Origin of the sequence: Paraburkholderia phenoliruptrix, from assembly GCF_019511605.1 — a bacterium.
Taxonomy (GTDB): Bacteria; Pseudomonadota; Gammaproteobacteria; order Burkholderiales; family Burkholderiaceae; genus Paraburkholderia; species Paraburkholderia phenoliruptrix_A.
The window spans coordinates 188,332-208,589 of record NZ_JAEUAV010000009.1; the positions used below are offsets into that span (position 1 = coordinate 188,332).

10 protein-coding genes are annotated in these 20,258 nt (G+C 65.5%); 2 read left to right on the plus strand and 8 right to left on the minus strand.

Going from position 1 to position 20,258, the window contains the following annotated elements; genetic code table 11:
- Positions 1–49 precede the first annotated feature (49 nt).
- The 4 genes from JNB89_RS14750 to wecB form a co-directional block, all read right to left on the minus strand.
- Entirely contained in the window at positions 50–2,659 is a 2,610-nt protein-coding gene (locus JNB89_RS14750; protein ID WP_220362668.1) for an NfrA family protein, read from the minus strand.
- Positions 2,656–4,824: a glycosyl transferase family protein gene (locus JNB89_RS14755; RefSeq protein ID WP_220362669.1), complete on the minus strand. Its 2,169-nt coding sequence runs from the start codon at positions 4,822–4,824 to the stop codon at positions 2,656–2,658. Before JNB89_RS14755 ends, JNB89_RS14750 begins: the two co-directional genes overlap by 4 nt.
- Positions 4,821–7,061, minus strand: coding sequence for a cellulose biosynthesis cyclic di-GMP-binding regulatory protein BcsB (locus JNB89_RS14760; RefSeq protein WP_220362670.1), 2,241 nt, complete (start codon positions 7,059–7,061; stop codon positions 4,821–4,823). Before JNB89_RS14760 ends, JNB89_RS14755 begins: the two co-directional genes overlap by 4 nt.
- 282 nt (positions 7,062–7,343) lie before the next feature.
- The gene (gene wecB, locus JNB89_RS14765) at positions 7,344–8,657 is read right to left on the minus strand and encodes a non-hydrolyzing UDP-N-acetylglucosamine 2-epimerase (protein WP_220362671.1); all 1,314 of its coding nucleotides are present in this window, start codon (positions 8,655–8,657) and stop codon (positions 7,344–7,346) included.
- 763 nt (positions 8,658–9,420) lie between these two features.
- On the opposite strand from wecB, the gene JNB89_RS14770 reads away from it, so the two are divergent.
- The gene (locus JNB89_RS14770) at positions 9,421–9,582 is read left to right on the plus strand and encodes a DUF1328 domain-containing protein (RefSeq protein WP_006051149.1); all 162 of its coding nucleotides are present in this window, start codon (positions 9,421–9,423) and stop codon (positions 9,580–9,582) included.
- A 224-nt stretch (positions 9,583–9,806) separates the two neighbouring features.
- Here the strand turns inward: JNB89_RS14770 and JNB89_RS14775 are convergent, their stop codons facing one another.
- Complete coding sequence (locus JNB89_RS14775; RefSeq protein WP_223216758.1) at positions 9,807–10,742, minus strand: LysR substrate-binding domain-containing protein; 936 nt, start codon at positions 10,740–10,742, stop codon at positions 9,807–9,809.
- Positions 10,743–10,816: 74 nt separating this feature from the next.
- On the opposite strand from JNB89_RS14775, the gene JNB89_RS14780 reads away from it, so the two are divergent.
- A complete protein-coding gene (locus JNB89_RS14780; protein ID WP_220362672.1) occupies positions 10,817–11,713 on the plus strand; it encodes an EamA family transporter in 897 nt (298 codons plus the stop codon).
- Positions 11,714–11,927: 214 nt separating this feature from the next.
- Here the strand turns inward: JNB89_RS14780 and rfbC are convergent, their stop codons facing one another.
- The 3 genes from rfbC to uvrA form a co-directional block, all read right to left on the minus strand.
- Positions 11,928–12,479 carry a dTDP-4-dehydrorhamnose 3,5-epimerase gene (gene rfbC, locus JNB89_RS14785; protein ID WP_220362673.1) on the minus strand — a complete coding sequence of 184 codons (552 nt, stop codon included), beginning with the start codon at positions 12,477–12,479 and terminating at the stop codon, positions 11,928–11,930.
- 97 nt (positions 12,480–12,576) lie between these two features.
- Entirely contained in the window at positions 12,577–13,572 is a 996-nt protein-coding gene (locus JNB89_RS14790; RefSeq protein ID WP_025598366.1) for a GlxA family transcriptional regulator, read from the minus strand.
- A 725-nt stretch (positions 13,573–14,297) separates the two neighbouring features.
- Positions 14,298–20,237, minus strand: coding sequence for an excinuclease ABC subunit UvrA (gene uvrA, locus JNB89_RS14795; protein ID WP_222858968.1), 5,940 nt, complete (start codon positions 20,235–20,237; stop codon positions 14,298–14,300).
- Between the last annotated feature and the right edge of the window lie 21 nt (positions 20,238–20,258).

Consider the following 20,258-nt stretch of genomic DNA (forward strand, 5'->3'; position numbering starts at 1 on the left):
ACCACCTCGCTGCGTCGAAACAGAGACTCGCCAACAAATACCCGCCGCGTCAATACGCAAACACCGCGCCGAAGAACACACCACGCGCACGCTCGTCGCCGCTGATTTTCAACCGGTACTGCACCGACAGATCGACATACGAGCGCGGCGCATCGTATTGGCTGTCGCGGAACCAGTAGCGCGTCGAGATGCCGGCGCCCGCGCCCAGCGGAATGCTGTGATTGATGCTCGAATCGTAATCCGCACCCAGCACCAGATACGGGAATACGGTCCACTTCGGACTATAGCTGTCCATGCGGAACGTGCGGCCCATCTGCACGTTGGTGGTCGCATAAACGGAACCCGTGTTCAGATACGTGCCCGTTTCCGCGTAGATGCGCGTGGTCCACCACGCGGGCACGTCCACACGACGCTCGGTGCCGAAGCCGCCCGAATACGCGAGCCGCGCGAGCCAGTCGGGATTGACGCGCGAGCCGATCGGAATGATGCGCTCGAATGCGACGATCGCGTCGATCTGCGTGAACGGTTTGGCGCGCGCGCCGAGCGTCGCCTGCAACGTATCGACGCCGGTGGCGCCGCCGTTCTTCACGCCGAAGCTTTCGTAGCCGCGTGCATAGACTTCGAACATGCGCTCGCCGAGACTGCCGAACGGCCGCCAGTAGGCTTCCACACCGCTTTGCCAGTTGTTCGACGTGCCCGGCGTGGGCGACGACGCGTACCCTGGCTGCATGCCCGCACCGCGATAATTGAGCGATGCATTGAAGCCCCAGTTGCGCGTCACGTCCGCGTGCGCGCTGCGCAGATCGTTCAGTTGCGTGGGCGTCGATTCCGTGGGCGCAGCGACGCCTCGCGCGTCGGACGACGGCGCGGTACTCGCGTCGATGGCCCGCTCGAAGTACTGCGCGGCCTCGCGATTGCGATGCGCGTGCATCGCCGCATAGCCGGCATCCGCGGCCGCGCCCGGCGGCAGTGCGCCGGCCTTGTCGGCGAGGCTGAAGCGCTCGGAGGCCACGCGCGCGTTGCCGGCGCGTTGCGCGATGTACGCTGCGGTGGTGTCCGGCAGCGCGTCGAGCATGCCCGTAGCGACCATCTGGCGCGCCTCGTCGTCTGCCTCGCGCGGGTTGCCCGCGGCTACCAATGCGTCGATCAGCTGCACGCGATGTTGCGGATCATCCGGCGCGGCTTGCACCGCCGCGCGCGCTTCGCGCAGCGCAGCGGTCCTGTCGTTCGCCGCGGACGCTTTCTGCGCAGCGCGTGCCGCAGCAAATCCCGGATCGGCTGGATGGACATAGCAACTCGAGCCATACTCGTCGAGTAGACACTCGATGATCGGCCGGCGCAACGGATCGAGCGACGCCGCCACCGGATGCGCCAACGCAGCCCGCGCCCGCGCGCGGCGCAGCGCAATCGCCGCATCCGTATCGTCGCGCTCGGCTTGCAACGGCGCGAGCAGATCCAGCGCGCGCTGCGGCTCGCCGGCCGCAATCCACACATCGGCAATGATGATGCGCGCGACCCGCTGGTCTCGCGCGCTTGCGTGGCTCGCCTTCAACGCGCGCGCGAAGTCCGCATCGGCATCCGAAGCGCGGCCCTGCGCGGCCAACGCATAGCCGCGCAACGTGAGCGGCATGAGCGACGCGTCGGCGGCGGGCAAATCGGCGATTGCCGCGCTTGCGGCGGCCTGCACGGCGGGCAGGTCGTTCGCCGCGAAAAGCGCGTCGATCAGCTGCATCCGGTAGCCGAGGCGCTCCGGCGCATACAGCACGGCCTCGCGCGCGAGTGCCGCGGCGCGGGCCTCGTCGCCCTGCTCGCGCGCTTCATAGGAGGCCGCGGCCGACTTCGGCGCGAGCCGGCTGCCGATGAAACCGCGCCGCAAGCGCAGCTCGTCGTTGTCACCGAAGCGCTTCACCGCCTCGAGGTCGGCGGCCCATGCACCGGCATCGTCGCCTGCGGCGCTCGCCGCGTCGATCAGCAGCAGATGCAGACGCAACAGGTCGGGACGCAGCGCGAGCGCGTCGTTGGCATAGCGGATGGTGGCCGCAAAATCCTTCGCCGCATAGGCTTTGTATGCGTGCTGGGCCGCGTCGAGCGCCGCGCCGCTCAGCGCATTCGGGTCGCCCGCCGGCTGACGGCCGCCGCGTGCAACCGCGCGGGTCGACGCGTTCAGCGCGTCGATCTGCCTGCGCCGTGCGGTCAACGCCGGATCGGGGCCGAGTTGCGCGATTGCGTCGCCGAGCGAGCGGCTCGCTTCGCCATAGCGGCGCTCAGCAGCGAGCGAGTTGGCGAGCAGCACGCGCAGCGACACCACGTCGGGTCGCTGGCGAATCGCTTCGCGAGTTCGCGCGACGGCGCCCGCATAGTCGCCGCGCGCATAGGCGGCGTACGCTTCCTGCGCGACACGGTAAGCGGCCCCGCTAAGCGGCAGCGCGTTCGGCGCGGCAGCGGCCGGGTTCTGTGCATAGGCATGTGGCGCGAGGCCCAGTGCGCCGGCTACTGCCGCAGCGGCAATAGCGCGCAGCACGAACGGAGTTGCACGGCTGCGCTGGCGCGACGCGCGCGCTTCGCGCGTCGCGGTCAACAGTCCCCATGAACGCGGCACGCGCTGGACCGCGTGCGCCGGCGGCGCGTCTGCGCGCCGCATAAAAATCGAGTCGATCATTCTGTCGCCGCCAACGCGGCCTGCAGGCGGCGCTGTTCCTGAATTACGTTTTCGAGCGCGGCAATCGAGATCACCTCGCGTGCCACCATATAGTCGCCGATACGGCCATGACGGTCCGGACGATAGTGCTGCATCGCGGACTCGAAGTCTTCGCGGCGCACGTGCCCGTGTTCGATCAGCAGATCGCCGATCAGCGGCACGCTGCGCGCGGGCGTGGAACCAGCGCCTGGGTCGGCGGGCACGGCCATGTCGACGCCGCGCAGCATGCGCAGACCCGCCGCGATCTCGCCCTCGCGCACGATCTCCTGAGCCACCGGGCCGTCGATCAGCGCGCTCAGTTGAGCGAGCACTTCGTCGGAAAGCGGACTCGCGCTCAGCAGAACCGTGCGGCGATGAGAACCATGCGTGACGTCGATTTGCGGCAGCACGCGGTGCCGCACGATTGTCTCGAGCGGCAGACAAGCGGCGTCCCTTCGAAGCTGTTCGAGGTTCAGGCGACCGCGCGGCAAATCGGTCTGGAACGCGATCGCTTCGGCGAGCGTCTCCTCGTCGAGCCAGCCTTTGGCCATCAGCACGCGGCCAAGCGGCGCCTCGCGCGCATGGCTCTCGCCGAGTGCCTGCTCGAGCCTGTCGGGGTCGATGGCCTGCCACGACAGCAGCAGTTCGCCCAGACGCTGGCGGCGATTGTTAAAGCCGTCGGCGGACGGAAAATCGTGCATGGTCTTGTCCCATGCGAGCCGCTTGCCCGTCACGAGATGCACGATGAACATCTTCCATGCACGCGAGACCGCCATGAAGTTGACGAAGTTGCCGACCACCATGCGCGGCACCGACAACACGCCATGCTCCCAGCCATACAGCCGCGTGACGAAGTAGACGCGCTGCACGACACGCAATACGAGCGCCGCCGCGTTCACCCATAGCAACGCGCGCAGCCACGGCGAGTCGACGAACGGCGAGGCGATCAGCTCCGGCATCAAACCCAGCAGACTCGCGCCCGCGAACAGCAGGAACTGCAGAACCAGCGCATAGGCAATCATGCCGACGAACGCGGTCACGACGCCCTTGCGGTCGCGAAACAGCAGATAGCGGTTCGCGAGCGAGCCAGTCCAGCCGGTCTGCTTCCAGCCTTGCAGACCGATGCCGAGCGTCCAGCGCGCGCGTTGCCGATAAGCGGTCCGAAACGTATCGGGGAAGAACTCGCGCACGCACAAAGGCATGGTCACCGTAATGTCGCGCTCGGCGCCGAAGCCGAACCATGCCTTGCGGCGCGTCGCGAACTGCACCGGAAAGCGCGCGAAAATGGATTGCATGCCCATCTTCGCGAGGCGCGCGCCGACGTCGTAGTCTTCGGTGAGACTCTCTGTGTTGAACGGCTGATTGTCGGTCTCGGCGATCAGCGAAAGCAGCGCGCGCCGCGAAAAACACGTGCCCACGCCCGCCGAGGGCACCGAGCCCACCAGGCTCTCGCGCACCACGAGGTCCTTGGCGTGCCACTCCGCGAACTCGTCCATATAGGTGCCGGCCACGAGTTCGAACCAGTTGCGTTCGAGCGACGCGACCGGCAACTGGATCATGTCCTTGCGCGGCAACAGGTAATTGAAAAAGCGCAGCTCGACTGGATGCAGCACGTCCTCGCTGTCGTGCAGCACGACACCCGCGAATTCGATGCCCGCCTCGCGCTCGTAAGCGAAGATCGCCTGAATCACCCAGTTCAGGCAATCGGCCTTGCAGGTGGGGCCGTCGTGCGGCACTTCCACGCGGCGCAACTGCTTGTAGCGGCGGCGCATGCGTTCCACTTCGGCGATGGTCTGCGGGTCGTTCTGATACGTGCCGACGAACACCACATAGTTGCGGTAGTCCATCACCCGCACCAGATCTTCGATCATCGCCGCGACCACGTCGTACTCGTGCCACGCGGGCACCATGATCGCAATCGGCTGCTCTTCGCGCTGATAAAGCTGCGCGGCGGTCAGCGGCTTGTAGGTCCGCTCGACAGTCAGGCGGCGGTAGAGCATGCGGCTCCAGTACCAGAGATCGATGAACAGGTCGTCGATGCTGGAGAGCACGATCAGGAACGCCACCAGCGCGGCAAGGTATTCGAGCCCGTGGTAGTAGTGAGCTACCGCGTAGCCCGCATACCATTTGATCAGCGCGATGCTCACGACTTGTCCCGGTTCCTGCGGCGCGCAATATTGGCCACCAGCAGCAGCACGACGAGAAGACCGATCAGCGCAGCCGGCACGCCCCAGCGCAGCCAGCTCTGCATGATCCACGGACCTTCGATGTCGCGCGTGTCGATCACCTGCCCCGGATGACGCGTATCGAACTGGCGCAGCGTGCCGCTGCCGTCGACAATGGCCACGTCGCCGCGCGACAGTTGCAGCGAAGCGGGCAGCACCGCCGGCGTGTCGCCCACGGTACGGTAGGACACGCCCTGCACACTGCCCGAACTCACCACTTCAATCACGCCGACGCGGTTCAGCCCCGACAGATCCGCGAGCATCTTGCCGGACGGATCCGTGAACGACAGGCGGTCTTTGGCAAGACGCGCAATGCTCTTTTCATCGGCGAGCGCAACGTCCGCGGCGAGAAACGCGCCTTGCGGCTTTACCGCCTCGCCGTCACGCGCGACGCTGAACGCCGCGCGCGTCGGCGCAATGCCGCTCGCGTTCGCGAGACGCGCAACGCGCGGCAGCGCCTCGGTCGCATCGCCGAGATAGGCTGCCGGCACGATCACTTCGGCCTGCGAAGCAAAGCGCGCCACCATGCCGGTGAAGTCGTCGCCGAGACTCACGTCGGCAAGACGCAAATGGCTGCTCGGCAGCACCGCAATCGGATGGCCCCCGTCGCGCGCACGGCAACCGCCTTCCGGCTGACGCTGAAACTCGACCCTCACCTGGTTGCGCGGCGCGAGCGCGAAACGCGGCACGTGCGCGGTGATACGTTGCAGCTTGCCGTTCGCGCTGAGCAATTGCGAGCCGATCAGCACGTCGTTGAAGTACACCGACGCGGTTTGCCCGGAATCGTCGAGCGTCGGCGCAGCGGCCACGTCGAGCACGACGGCGTCCGGCAGCTTGCCGTTACCCGAGGCCGCGCCGAGATCGAAGTTCGCGTCCCAGCTCGCGCGCACCTGCACGTCGAGCGTGCGCGGCTCGCCGCCGAGCAAGGACAGCGCGATCTGATCGCCGCGCGTATCCGGCGCGTTGTCGATCTGATGGACCACGAGGCGGCTCGCCACGTCGATGGGGCGCCAGGTCTGCGCGAGCACTGCGACGCCGTCGTTGTCGCCCACCACGATGGCGGTTTGCCCGCCGACGTGCGCGACGCGCACTTCGCCGGCCGCAAGCGGCTTTTCGACCGGCTCGACGCTGCGCGCGCGCCAGGCGTCGAACGCTTCCGCTGCGGCGGGTGATACGCCCGCCACCTGTTCGCGCAGCGCGTCGAGCGAAGTCTTCACGGCTGTACGCAACGCGTCGTCAGCGACGATCACGTCGGGCGCGAATGCCGCGCCGGGCGCGAGCGCGATCAGCGCACCGGCTTCCGCGGGATTGGCCAGCTTGTGCGAGCCGCCCGCCGCAAGCGCGGCGAAAGCGGGAACCGCGCGCAACGGCGCGGGCACTTCGATACCGCTCAGGTTCACCGTGTCGCCCGCGGCCGGCCACGCGCGCGTGGCCGGTGTGCGGCCTTCGCGTTGCAGCAGCGCTTCGACGCGCCAGCCCGCGTTGAACGCCGGCGCAGCCACGCTGCGTGCGCCGAGCATGACGACGGGCTTGTGCGGCAGCGCGCTCCACGCGCCGCGCAGATCGACAATCGCGTCGGGATCGTAGCGATACGTCAGGCGGGACGTCGGCGCAATGCGCCAGACATTGCCGATCGCGGTCTGGTCGGCGCAGACGTTGTCGTTGATCACCGACGACCAGTCCAGGCCCAGCCGCACGAAGCCGCCTGGTCGCGCGGCGCCGTCCACGCCGAGCGTCGCCGAGCCGTCGCCCTGCTCCTGAGTCGGGCTGCGCGAGAGTACCGGTGAGCCGTCGAGCGAAACCAGCATGGTCGTGCGGCCGCCGTTGCCGCGCAGATAGTTGCCGTCGATCTGCAAGCTGGCGTCCGTGAGCGGCACGCCGGCCGGCACCGGCAGATAAAGTTCCTGGCGGGCACCCGGCGCGCGCAGCACGAGCGGATCACGCATGCCGAGTTCGGCCAGCGATATGCTGCGGCTCGCGAGACGGCCATGGCCAAGCTGCGCGAAACTGGCCGCAAGATCCGCCGGCTGCTGGGCATGCGCGCCGAATGCGCACAGCAGCAGCCCCGCGAGCGCGGTCAAACGTGGACTCGGGACGAGGGATGGACGCGCGCAAAGCGCTTCGGAAACCTGAATTCGCAGCTTCGTGGTGAGCATCATATTGTCTTGACCTGGATTGGCCTGCGGGCGACACATGCGACGTTGCCCGCCATGGTTGAATGAGCTAGGAGTAAGGCCGCGGTCTGCCCTGAGCTGCGCACTCTGCCGGATTTCGACGGCCGCCGCGGGGCATGCCCCGTTTCGCCAGTCGTCCTGTCCGGTATATCGGCACGCTCGCGCGTGACCTGAAGGCGCCCTGTGCCGATACATGCCCTGCTCCGGGAAAACCACCTGCCTGTGCTCGCGTGCGAACGCGGACCTGGGCCCGCGTTCGCTCGGGTTTTACTTCGCGAACGCTGCCGCGGCGACGCGCGGCATCGAGGCAAGGGCTGGAGAACCGACCGGCGAGCCGGGCGATGAGTTGGCCGCTGGAATGGCCGATGAGGTTGCCGACGAGGTTGCCGACGAGGTGGCCAACGAGGTTGCCAATGCAGTCTCCGGCGACCGGGCCGGCGCTGCGGGCGCAAATTCGTCGAACGGACGGCCCGTCAGTGCGGCCACGATGCGCCGCGACGCATGGCCGTCGCCATACGGATTCATACGATGTGCGAAACGTTCACGCTCGCCTGCGTCGTCGACGAGCGCGCTGACGGCCCGCACGATCGCCTCGCGTTGCGTGCCGACCAGACGCACGGTGCCGGCCGCAACTGCCTCGGGACGCTCGGTCACGTCGCGCATCACGAGCACCGGCTTGCCGAGCGCCGGCGCTTCTTCCTGCACGCCGCCGGAATCGGTGAGAATCAGCGCAGCACGTTGCATCAGCCGCACAAAACCCAGGTAGTCGAGCGGATCGATCAGATGAACATTGCGCCGGGAACCGAGCGATTCCTGCACGGGGCCGCGCACATTGGGATTGAGGTGAACCGGATAAACAATCTGCACAGTGCCGCGTTCGGCGAGATCGCCGAGCGCCGCGCAGATGTTGGCAAAGCCGGTGCCGAAACTCTCGCGCCGGTGGCCTGTGACGAGCAGCATGGGCCGCGCGTCGTCGATAAACGGCAGGCGCGCGTCGAGCGAAGCGCGCAAGGCGGGGTCGTTGTCGATGCGGGCTGCGGTCAGATTCAGCGCGTCGATCACCGTATTGCCGGTGACGACGACGCGCCCCTGCAGCGTTTCCTCCGCGAGCCGCTCCTTCGAACCGGGGGTTGGCGCAAACATCAGATCGCTCATGACGTCGACGATGCGGCGGTTCATTTCTTCCGGCCACGGCTGCGAGAGGTCGCGCGTGCGCAGCCCGGCTTCGACGTGGCCAATGGGAATGCGGCGGTGAAACGCGGCGAGTGCGGCGGCGGATGCCGTGGTCGTGTCGCCGTGCACGAGCACGCGATCGGGCTGCACGTTCGCGAGCACCTCGTCGAGCGAGGCGATCAGACGCGAAGCAAGCCCGTTCAGCGTCTGGTTGGCCGTCATGAGCGCGAGGTTGTGGTCCGGCTGGATGGCGAAAAGCTCGAGCACCTGGTCGAGCATCTGCTGATGCTGGCCCGTGACGCACACCACGGAGTCGATTGCGGCATCGGCCTCCATCTGCTTGATGAGCGGCGCCATTTTGATGGCTTCCGGCCGCGTGCCGAAAATCGACAAAACCTTGATTGACATGACCACCCCCGGTCCCTATTTGGTTTTTTGCTTCACACCCCGCGGGCCGCGGCATTGGATTAATTTCAATGCGCCTGAACCCGGAATATCTATTTATTGTTCATTCGACGGATAGCCGGTTTTGCGCTGCGCACGGTATGCACATGGTTTACCCAAATTGGAGCCGTACCATTCGCACCGGTTTCAACCGGCGTTGCGCGATGCGTTGCCGCACCCGTCTAGCGCGCATTCTGGCGTGCTTCTCAAGCACTTGGCAAGCAGGTCCGCGGAATTTTTCCATGCGTTTTCGCACCGGCCAATGCGAATTGAGCCTGCATAGGTCAAACTCTGTTAAAACTTAATTAACCATTTGAACTTTGAAAGCAGTTCGTTGAACGGACAACCTTTTTCCGACGACCGACCAAATGGTTTAATTGCGGTCGTTATTAACGCTCGCAAACGTTGCCGTGAATGCAAACTCGTTCATCGGACGTTTTCGCGTGCGCAACGCGCGCCGCCCGGTGCGCCGCCCGGTGCGCCGCATGTTGCGCCCGGTCACGGCCATATCGTCGCGCCCGGCCCGACAGCCGCCTTGTTGCAGTGAAGCGACAGTTTTCGCTCGGCGCGTCGCGGCTGCGGTATCCGGACGCCGTCCAGGCGCGCAACGCACGGGCACAGCTATTGCTGAACTCCGCACGCCGGTAGATCGCTTGCGCAAGGCACGCTGTGCCGCCTGCGAGTCGCCGTTTAACGTCAATCCAGCAACTCATCGGTGGGAGGCCTCATGCTTCGATACGCTGCTATCTTTTTCGTCATCGCAATCATCGCCGCGGTATTCGGCTTTGGCGGCATCGCCGCCGGCGCGACCGAAATCGCCAAGGTGCTGTTCTTCATCTTCGTGGTGATCTTCCTCGTCACCTTGCTGATGGGCGTGATGCGGCGATGATCGCCGCACGGACCGTGTAAGCGGAGCAATACCGGCCCCGGCGCGCGCGCGAGCAGCCTGTTGCAATACCTGCCACGGCGTATTGCAATAGTTGCCGCTGCGCCGGGGCCTCCCGCAACGCAGCACGCGCAATTGCGGTTGCAGTGCTCAGGCTCGTGTGGCTGCGCTTCGAAAGCAAGGCTGCCGCTTCTTCTCCTTCTTCTTCCGCGTCAACCCCGTTCTCGCTATTGCCCCACTCGCATTTGCGCTTCGCTGTCGTGCGCACGTGACGGCAAGCCCAGATGCAATTCTTCGCACAAGAAACCTTGCAACGTGTGCACGGCCGCTGCCTGCGCGCTCGCGACTTCACGCATGAAAAGACCGAAGTCGGCAGCAGGCGCATCGGGTAAGCCATCGGCGCGGCCGAGAATCTTCATGGACTCCGAACGAATATTGCCTTCGAGCAGAACGGACACGCCCAACCCCGCTTCCACCGCCGACTGCACGGCGGGCAGGCTCGTACTGGTGCAGACGATCCGCCAGCCAATGCTCGCGCGGCGCAGCACCGTCGACACCTGCTGCTGCCACAGACAAGGCCCGCCGAACGCAACGAGAGGCAGCGGCGCCTGCGGATCGCGCGCATAGCCGCGTGCACCGACCCAGAAGAGCGGCAGCGTCCACGTGAAAAGCGGCGTGCCGGTGACTAAGGCCGGATCGGCAACCACCAGATCGAGAGCGCCATCCGCAAGACGGTTCGACAACGCAGCGCTGCTGTCCACCACGATTTCCAGTGCCACGCGCGGATACGCAATCGAGAAGCGCCGCAACGCGCGGGGCAGACGCCCAACCGCAATGTCCTCGAGCATGCCGAGCCGCACCGTGCCCGACACCTGCCCCGCGCTCAGCGCGCGGCGCGCATCAGCACCCGCACCAAGAATGGTGTGCGCGTAAGGCAGCAACAGGTGACCGGCTTCGGTGAGCTGCACGCCGCGCGGCGAGCGCTCGAGCAGACGCTGGCCCAGATCTTCCTCAAGGCGGCGCAATTGCATGCTCACGGCTGCCTGGGTGCGCGCGAGGCGTCTTGCGGCCACGCCCACTGCGGCCGTTTCCGCGACGGTCACGAAGGTGCGAAGCAGACTGCTGTCGAGATCACGGCTCATCAGGAAAATTGAAGTCGTCATAAGGAATATCAACTTATCTTAGTGGCCCGGGAGCCGATAAGATAGGTAGACCTTTCACAGCGATGCAAACATACATGCCGGACACGACGATCAAGTGCACAGCCGACCAAGCCCCTGACCCTTCCCCGGCCAAGCCCGTAAGCGCCGCGGCGGGCGCCGCGTTGCTGTGCGTGCTGTCCATGTCGAGCGTGCAATTTGGCGCTGCACTGTCCGAACCGACAATGGCCGTTTACGGTTCGCTCAGCACTACGTGGCTGCGCCTGAGCTGGGCCGCACTCGTTCTCGCCGTGCTGGTGCGTCCGCGTTTTCGCAGCTACTCGCGCGCGCACTGGCTGGCCGCGGGCGCGCTCGGCGCCGCGATGGCCGGCATGACGTTGTGCTTTTTCACGGCGCTCCAGCGCATTCCGCTGGGACTGGCGGTGGCCATCGACTTTCTCGGACCGCTCACGGTCGCCACGCTCTCGGTGCGCCGCGCCCGCGCGCTGCTGTGGCCGGCGCTGGCCATCGCCGGCGTGGTGCTGCTCTCGCGCGATCGCGCCGGCTGGGTCGGCGAGCCGCTCGGCGTATTGCTCGCCTGCGCGGCGGCCTGCGGCTGGGGCAGCTACATCGTGCTCATGAAAAAGACCGGCAAGCTGTTTGCCGGACTCGAGGGACTGTCGGTCTCGCTGATTGCGGCGGCGCTCGTCGCCACGCCGTTCGGCCTCGCGCAAAGCGGCATGCATGTCGCGGCCGGTCAGCTTGCGACCACGGCAGGGCTCGCGATTCTGGTTCCGCTTTTGCCGTATGCGCTCGAAATGGTGGCACTGCGTCACATGCCGGCAGGATCGTTCGGTATCCTGATGAGTGTCGAGCCGGCGATTGGTGCGATAGCAGGCTTTGTCGTATTGCATCAGCCGATGGGTGTTTTGCAGATCGCGGGCACGCTGCTGGTGGTGACCGCAAGCGTCGGCGCTGTGGTGGCTGCGCGATAGCCGGCACACTGACTGCGAGTTATTGCTGTTCTTGCTGTGAGTCGGGCTTCATGCTTCCCGAGCTAGCGACGCGCGCGTTAGAGCGTGAGTGAAGCCACGAGTGTCGGCACTGTGGCCGCCGCCGCGCGTCGGCTCCCCCGCCGCGCCTTTGGCCGGACGCACACCGCACCACACACGCACACACAGGCGAGCGCGCCATGCAACGCCCGCGCCGTTACGCCATGTTCTCCGCCTCGTACAAACGACGCCCCGCCGCATCCTTGGGGCCGACAATCGGCTCGAAGTCGATCGGCCACTCAATGCCGATGTCCGGATCGCTCCACAAGATGCAGCGCTCCAGTTCCGGAAACCAGTATTCGGTTGCCTTCCACAAACATTCGGCGACGTCGGACAGCACCACGAAGCCATGCGCGAAGCCGGGCGGCACCCACACCTGTCGGTGATTTTCCGCGCTCAGATAAGCCCCGCACCATTTGCCGAAGTTGGGGGAATTGAGCCGCACGTCCACGGCGACGTCGAATATCTCGCCGACCACGACCTGCATGAGCCGGCCTTGCGGTCGTTGCACCTGATAGTGCAGCCCGCGCAGCACGCCGTGCACCGCACGCAGGTGGCGGTCCTGCACGAAGTCGAAACCGCGCGCGACGTCGTCCACGAACTCGTCCGCGCTGAAGCTCTCGTAACAGAAGCCGGATTCGTCGCCAAACACCTCGGGTTCGATCAGTTTCACTTCCGGTAGTGCCGTCCCCAACACCTGGTTGCCCATGCCACTATGCCCGTAAGAAACTGCCGACAAAACGGATACCGCCGCGCGCTCGCGCAGCGGTCGTTACACGCCTGCGTGTGCGGCGCGGTTGAGTGTGTCAGAGCTCCGACGAGGCAAGCCGGCTGCGGGCCCGGTACTCGGTTGGCGACAATGCCATGCGCTTGCGGAAAATCTTTGCGAGACGGTCGCCGTTGCCGGTACCGCTGCGCCGCGCGATCTTGTCGACGGGTAATTCGGTTTCGGTCAGGAAATTGCACGCAATGCGCAAGCGCACCTGAAGCAGATAGTCGGACGGCGTGACATGCATTTCATGCTTGAAGCGGCGCAGGAAATTGCGCTCGCTCATGGCAGCGACCTGTGCCGCGTCCGCTACCGATACCGGCCGGTCGCAGTTGGCTTCCATCCAGCGCGCCGCCGCGCGAATCTTCTCCGCGACGCTCAGCGTGCCGCCTTCCGCAGGCAGCGGCACCCACGTCGCGGCCATGCCCGGCATCACGCGCTCGGCAACGCTGCGCGCCAGTTCGGCGCCGAGATCGCGTTTGATGAACATCAGCGCGCTGCGGGCGCAGTCGTTGCGATCGTTTGATGCGCTGAGAATCGCATCTGCCGCGCCATGACCGTAGCGGCCGATTTGCAGCGCCTCCGGTTCGCCGGGATTGGCGGCTTCCAGCACGAGCCGCCCTTCGCCAATGGTTTCGATTGCACGGGTGCGCGCCTGGACCGAGCGCAGCCAGCCGAGCAGCCGCTGGTCGCGGGCAGCCTGGTGCGCGCCGTGTCCGCCGGCAATAAACAGAACGTCGAAGCCGGTTCCATAACGCGTGTCGATGCGGTCAGTCCAGATGCGCGCGGCGGAGGAACTCGGCACGCTGCCGCCGTCGAGCGACAGGAATTGCACTTCATACGGCGGCTCTTCACCAGGTCGCGTGCCGGCCAGTTCGTTGGCGGTCTGAAACATTTCGACGACGGTGCCGGGGCCTAGCAGCCAGAAACCATCGAACAGCAACACGCCGATGCGGCGCGCGGCAGTGCGGACATTGACGGTCGGCGTATGTAACCAGGTAACCCTCGCAGAATCGACGTGGATGTGGGACATGGTCTTCCTCAAAATGTCTACTTGGTTGGACGAGGACGCGCGTTAGTCCGACGATATCAGCGAATTGATAATCGCAATTCGAGATCGGAAACGCCGCTGGATGGATTATTAGCGATGTTAGCCGAATGAATCGCGTTAGTAAATTTGAAAACAATGGAAAATAGCAACCGATTAAATGTATGACGAGAATATTCTCATTCGGTGCAAGTAATAATGGACGGTGCATTGATATGCAGCGGAAAAACATACCGTCCGCAACTCCGACTGCTCGTAGAACGGCCCAGGCTGCGGCCTCCCAGCCCACGACACGGCGGCGCTTCACGATGCGATATGCATTGGTCACACGGGCGGCCGCTTTTGGCTTCCGCGAGAAATGTTTCACAACTGAACACGCGTATGCAGCGGCGTGGCCGTTTTGATTGCGTTGGTTATTCGCCAATCCTGAATCCGCCGCTTTTCCATTGGCAATTCAGCATTCGCAAATCAAATCGGGGAATTAACGGAATATATTCGGAGTACGGGAGTGCGCGGAAATGTTTCAATTATGAAACATCGCATGGGTATTTGTCTGATTTTAAAGTTTGGGACGGCGCCTTCATTTGCCTTGCGGAATTGCCAGACGATTTAAAGCCGTATTCAAAAGTCGGCGGAAACGCGGCAGGTAGCAGTAGCTCCGCCCCCCTCGTGCGGAATGCGGAACTACTGCCATGGCCTGACAACTTGGGCTAGCCGTGCGTGCCTTCGCCTGCTTCCTCGCCCGCGACAGTTGCGACTGTCGCGGCGGCTCGTCTGCCCGCGCCGCCGCTGGCGGTACGCTCGAGCACCGGCTTCAATGCGGCCCCTGTATGACTTGCGCGAACCTGAACGATGCCTTCCGGATCCGCCGCAGCGACAATGGTGCCGCCGCCCACGCCACCTTCGGGACCGAGGTCGATAATCCAGTCCGCCTCGGCGATTACGTCGAGATCGTGCTCGATCACCACCACGCTATGTCCGCCGTCCGTCAGACGATGCAGTACACGGATCAGTTTCGCGACATCCGCCATGTGCAGACCGACGGTCGGCTCGTCGAGCACGTACAACGTGTGCGGCGCTTTCTGGCCGCGCCGCGTCACGTCGTCGCGCACCTTGCTCAGTTCAGTGACGAGCTTGATGCGCTGCGCCTCCCCGCCCGACAACGTAGGCGACGGTTGGCCAAGCGTGAGGTAGCCGAGCCCGACGTCTTTCATCAACTGCAACGGGTGAGCGATGTTGGAGATGGGCGCAAAGAATTCGACCGCCTCGTCGATTTCCATGGTCAGCACGTCGCCGATATTCTTGCCGCGCCATGTCACCGCGAGCGTTTCCGGATTGAAACGCTGCCCATGACAGACGTCGCATGGCACTTTCACGTCCGGTAAAAAGCTCATGCCGATGGTGCGCACGCCCTGCCCTTCACACGCGGGGCAACGGCCCTCGCCCGTATTGAACGAGAAGCGCGACGCGGTGTAGCCGCGCGCCCGCGCCTCGAGCGTGCCGGCGAACAGCTTGCGGATTGCGTCCCACACGCCGATGTAGGTGGCAGGACACGAGCGCGGCGTTTTGCCGATGGGCGTCTGATCGACTTCCAGCACCCGGTCGATGCTTTCCCAACCCGTAATCGAATCGCAGCCCTGCCACGCATGTGTGACGTTCAGCGGCGCACGCGGCGCGCTGCGCGCGAGCACGCTCGAGCGGCGGTTGGAGGCAGGCTGTTCCTCGGCGGCCGCGCGGGCGCGCCGCGTGGCCGGTGACGACAACACCGAGCGACCAACGGCGTCGAGCAGGTTGGCCATCAGCACGTCGCGAGCGAGCGTGGATTTGCCCGATCCGCTCACGCCCGTCACCGCGACGAGCCGCGACAGCGGAATGCCCACCGTCACATTGCGCAGATTGTGCAGCTTGCCGCCGTGCACGGTCAGCCAGTTTTCCGGCACCGCCGCCGCGCGTTTGCCCGGCGCAACAACCTTGCGGCGCGGCTGCAGCGGATGCACGATGGGCGTGGCGAGAAACTGCCCGGTGAGCGATTCGGGTTGCGCGGAGAGGTCGGCCACACTGCCTTGTGCGATCAGCGTACCGCCGCGCTTGCCGGCGCCCGGCCCAATGTCGATGATGTGATCGGCCCGCCGGATCGTGTCTTCGTCATGCTCGACGACCACCAGCGTGTTGCCCTTGTCGCCGAGCTTGCGCAGCGCGTTCAGCAGAATCTGGTTGTCGCGCGGATGCAAACCGATGGTCGGCTCGTCCAGCACATAGCAGACGCCTTGCAGGTTGCTGCCCAACTGCGCAGCGAGCCGGATGCGCTGCGCCTCGCCGCCCGACAGGCTCGGCGCCGCGCGGTCGAGACTCAGATAACCGAGCCCGACTTCTTCGAGAAACTGCAAACGGCTGCCGATTTCGCTCACCACGTCGCGCGCGATTTCCGCGTCACGCCCTGTCATCTGCAAGCTGTCGATCCACGCGCGCGTGTCCGAGACGGTCCATTGCGCGACGTCGGTAATGGCGTGCGCGTCGAACGTGACGGCGCGCGCCGTCGGATTCAGCCGCGTGCCCGCGCAGTCCGGACATGGTTCGTCGACAAGGCCCTCCGGTTCCTGCTCTTCCGACGGCAAGCTCTGTTCGCGGCCGCGATTGTCGTCCACGACGATCGTGTCGTCGTACGCCGCACGTTGCTCGCGCGTGAGTGCGAGGCCCGTGCCCACACAGGTGGTGCACCAGCCGTGCTTGCTGTTATACGAGAACATGCGCGGGTCGAGTTCCGGATAGCTCGTACCGCACACCGGACAGGCGCGCCTCGTGGACAGCACCTTGACGGTACCGAGCTTCGCGGTGGGCAGGCCGCCGTGCATCGCGTCGTGCAAGCCGTCGAGCGGCGCGAGCAGATGCATCACTCCCTTGCCGAGGTCCAGGGTCTGGTCTAGCGCGTGACGCAGTGCCGCTTCGTTGTCCGCCGACACGATCAGGTCGGCCACCGGCAATTCAATCGTGTGCTCGCGGAAGCGGTCGAGCTTCGGCCACGGGTCCACCGGCACGAATTCGCCGTCCACGCGCAGATGCGTATTGCCGCGCGCCTTGGCCCACTTCGCGAGATCGGTGTACACGCCCTTGCGGTTCACCACGAGCGGCGCGAGAAAGCCGACGTGTTGCCCCTTGTGGTCGCGCAGCAACTGCGCCGCGATCGACTCGGTGCTTTGCGACGTGACAGGCGTGCCGTCATGAATGCAATGTTGCAGACCGAGCTTCACATAGAGCAGACGCAGGAAATGCCATACCTCCGAGGTGGTCGCGACCGTACTCTTGCGACCGCCGCGCGACAAACGCTGCTCGATCGCGACGGTCGGCGGAATGCCGTACACGGCGTCGACCTCCGGACGCCCGGCGGGCTGCACGATGGAGCGCGCGTACGCATTCAGAGATTCGAGGTAACGGCGCTGCCCTTCGTGAAAGAGAATGTCGAACGCAAGGGTTGATTTGCCCGAACCCGACACGCCGGTAATCACATTGAACTTGCCGTGCGGAATGTCGACATCCAGCGCTTTCAGGTTGTGCTCGCGCGCATTGACAATGCGCACCACGTCCTCGCCTTCGATGGCGCGGCGCGCCCGCGCCGCGCTCAGCGCCTTCTGCAACGGCACGCCTTGCGAAGCGGTATCCGCCGGTTGCGCGACCGCGCTCATCGCGCGGTCGTACTGCAGCAGCGCTTCGCCGGTATGCGATTCGGCGCAGGCCTTGACTTCTTCGGGCGTGCCCGCGCACAGCACGCGGCCACCGCCGTCGCCGCCTTCCGGACCGAGGTCGATGATCCAGTCTGCCGCGCGGATCACGTCGAGGTTATGCTCGATCACGATCAGCGAATGGCCGCTTGCCAGCAGCTTGCCGAACGCCTGCATGAGCTTGGCAATGTCGTCGAAATGCAGGCCGGTGGTGGGCTCGTCGAACATGAAGAGCCGCCTCGCGACCGCCTGCTTCGCATTGCGCGCGCTGCGCGCCTGCGCCGATTCGGCCAGGAAGCCCGCCAGCTTGAGCCGCTGCGCTTCGCCGCCGGACAGGGTGGGCACCGGCTGGCCGAGCTTCACATACTCCAGGCCGACATCGACAATGGGCTGCAGAACGCGCAGCACTTCCGCGTCGTTCGCAAAGTAGCCGGCGGCCTCGCTCACGGTCAGCTCCAGCACATCTGCAATGCTCAAGGCACGCGCGGGTTCGCCCCGTTCGATCTTCACCTCGAGCAGTTCGGCGCGATACCGGCGCCCGTCGCAATCGGGACAGCGCAGGTAGACGTCGCTCAGGAACTGCATTTCAATGTGTTCGAAGCCCGAGCCGCCGCAAGTCGGACAACGCCCGTCGCCCGAATTGAAGCTGAACATGCCGGGCCCGTAGCCGCGTTGCTGCGCGAGCGGCGCCTTGGCGAAAAGCTTGCGGATCTCGTCGAACGCGCCCACGTAGCTGGCCGGATTCGAGCGCGCGGTCTTGCCGATTGGCGACTGGTCGACAAACACCACGTCGGTCACCTGGTCCGCGCCGCTCAGGCTGCGAAACGCGCCCGGCGATTCTGTAGCGAGGCCGAAGTGCCGCGCCATGGCCGGGTACAGCACGTCTTGCAACAGCGTGGACTTGCCCGAGCCGGATACGCCCGTCACACAGACGAGCCGCTGCAGCGGAATTTCCACCGTGACGTCGCGCAGGTTGTGCTCGGTCGCGCCTTCCAGCACGATGCGCGGCGTGTTTGCATCCACCGGGCGCCGCGACCAGTGCGCGGCGTCCGCGACATGGCGGCGCCCGCCGAGGTATTCGCCCGTGAGCGTGCCCGACGAGCGGATGGCCTCCGGCGCGCCGTCGAAAATAATGGAGCCGCCGCGCTCGCCGGGCCCCGGCCCCATGTCGATCAGCCGGTCCGCCGCCAGCATGACCGACGGGTCGTGCTCCACCACGACAAGCGTATTGCCCGCGTCGCGCAGGCGGTGCATGGCCTCCACGATCCGGTTCAGGTCGCGCGGATGCAGGCCGATGCTGGGTTCGTCCAGCACGAAGAGCGTTTTGGTGAGCGAGGTGCCGAGCGCGGTGGTCAGGTTGATCCGCTGCACTTCGCCGCCCGACAGCGTGCGGCTTTGCCGGTCCAGCGTCAGATAACCGAGCCCGACGTCGCACAGATACTTCAGGCGCGTGCGCACTTCGGCGAGCAATAGCTTGAGCGCGTCGTCCAGCAACGCGCTTGGCAGGCTGATCTCGTCGAAGAAGCGCCGGATGCGCTCAATCGGCATCAGCATCAGGTCGTGCACGGTCAAACCGGGCAGCGCCTCGAGCTGTGCGCGATTCCATTCGACACCGCGCGGCATGAAGCGCTGCGCGGCCGGCAGAACCTGGTCTGCATTCGCTTTGCTGCCCAGACGCCATAACAGCGATTCGGTTTTCAGACGCGCGCCGCCGCAGGTTTCGCATGGCGTGTAGCTGCGGTACTTGGACAGCAGCACCCGGATATGCATCTTGTACGCCTTCGATTCGAGATATTCGAAGAAGCGTTTGACGCCATACCACTGGCTTTGCCACTTGCCGTTCCAGTCCGGCGAACCGTTGATGACCCAGTCGCGCTCGGCATCCGTCAGTTCGCCCCAGGGCGTGCCGCGGCGGATGTCGGCCTTCGCCGCGTAGCGCATCAGATCGTCCTGACACTCCTTCCACGCGGGGGTTTGCATCGGCTTGATCGCGCCGTCGCGCAGAGTCTTGCGGGCGTCGGGAATGACAAGGCCGAGATCGACGCCGATCACGCGGCCAAAGCCGCGGCAGACCTCGCACGCGCCGTAGGCCGAGTTGAACGAGAACAGCGCAGGCTGCGGGTCGGCATAGCGCAGGTCGCTCTCCGGGCTGTGCAGCCCCGTTGAAAAGCGCCAGATTTCCGGCTCCGGCGGCTGCGCCGTGGGCGCGAGCGGCGCCTCGGCGGCCGGCAGCACATAGATATTGACGCGCCCGCCGCCGCGCTTGAGCGACGCCTCGAGCGCCTCGATCACCCGCTGCTTGTCGGCCTGGCGCACGCGAAAGCGGTCGGCGACCACGTCGAGCAGTTTGCGCCTGCCGGTGGGCGAATCCACCTCACGCTGTGCCTGCACGCGCGTGTAGCCGCTTGCGGAAAGCCATTGCTCGACCTCCTGCTCGGTAGCCGACTCCGGCAACTCGACCGGAAACGTCACCACCAGCCGCGGATCGCTCCCTTCAGTGCGCTCGAGCAGCTCCGCGTAAATGGTTTCCGGCGTGTCGTGCCGCACTTGCCGCGCCGTCTTGCGGTCGAACAGCTCGGCCGCGCGGGCGTAGAGCAGCTTGAGGTGGTCGTTGAGCTCCGTCATGGTGCCGACCGTGGAGCGTGAACTGCGCACCGGGTTGGTCTGGTCGATCGCGATGGCGGGCGGCACGCCGTCCACCCGGTCGACCTGCGGCCGGTCCATCCGGTCGAGAAACTGCCGGGCGTAGGCGCTGAAGGTTTCGACATAGCGCCGCTGCCCTTCTGCGTAGAGCGTGTCGAACACGAGGCTCGACTTGCCGGAACCGGACGGGCCCGTTACGACCGTCATTTCGCCGGTTTTCACGTCGAGATCGACGTTTTTCAGGTTGTGCTGGCGCGCGCCGCGAATCTTGATAATGCCGTTGGATGACAATTTTTCGACCGTCTGAATGAG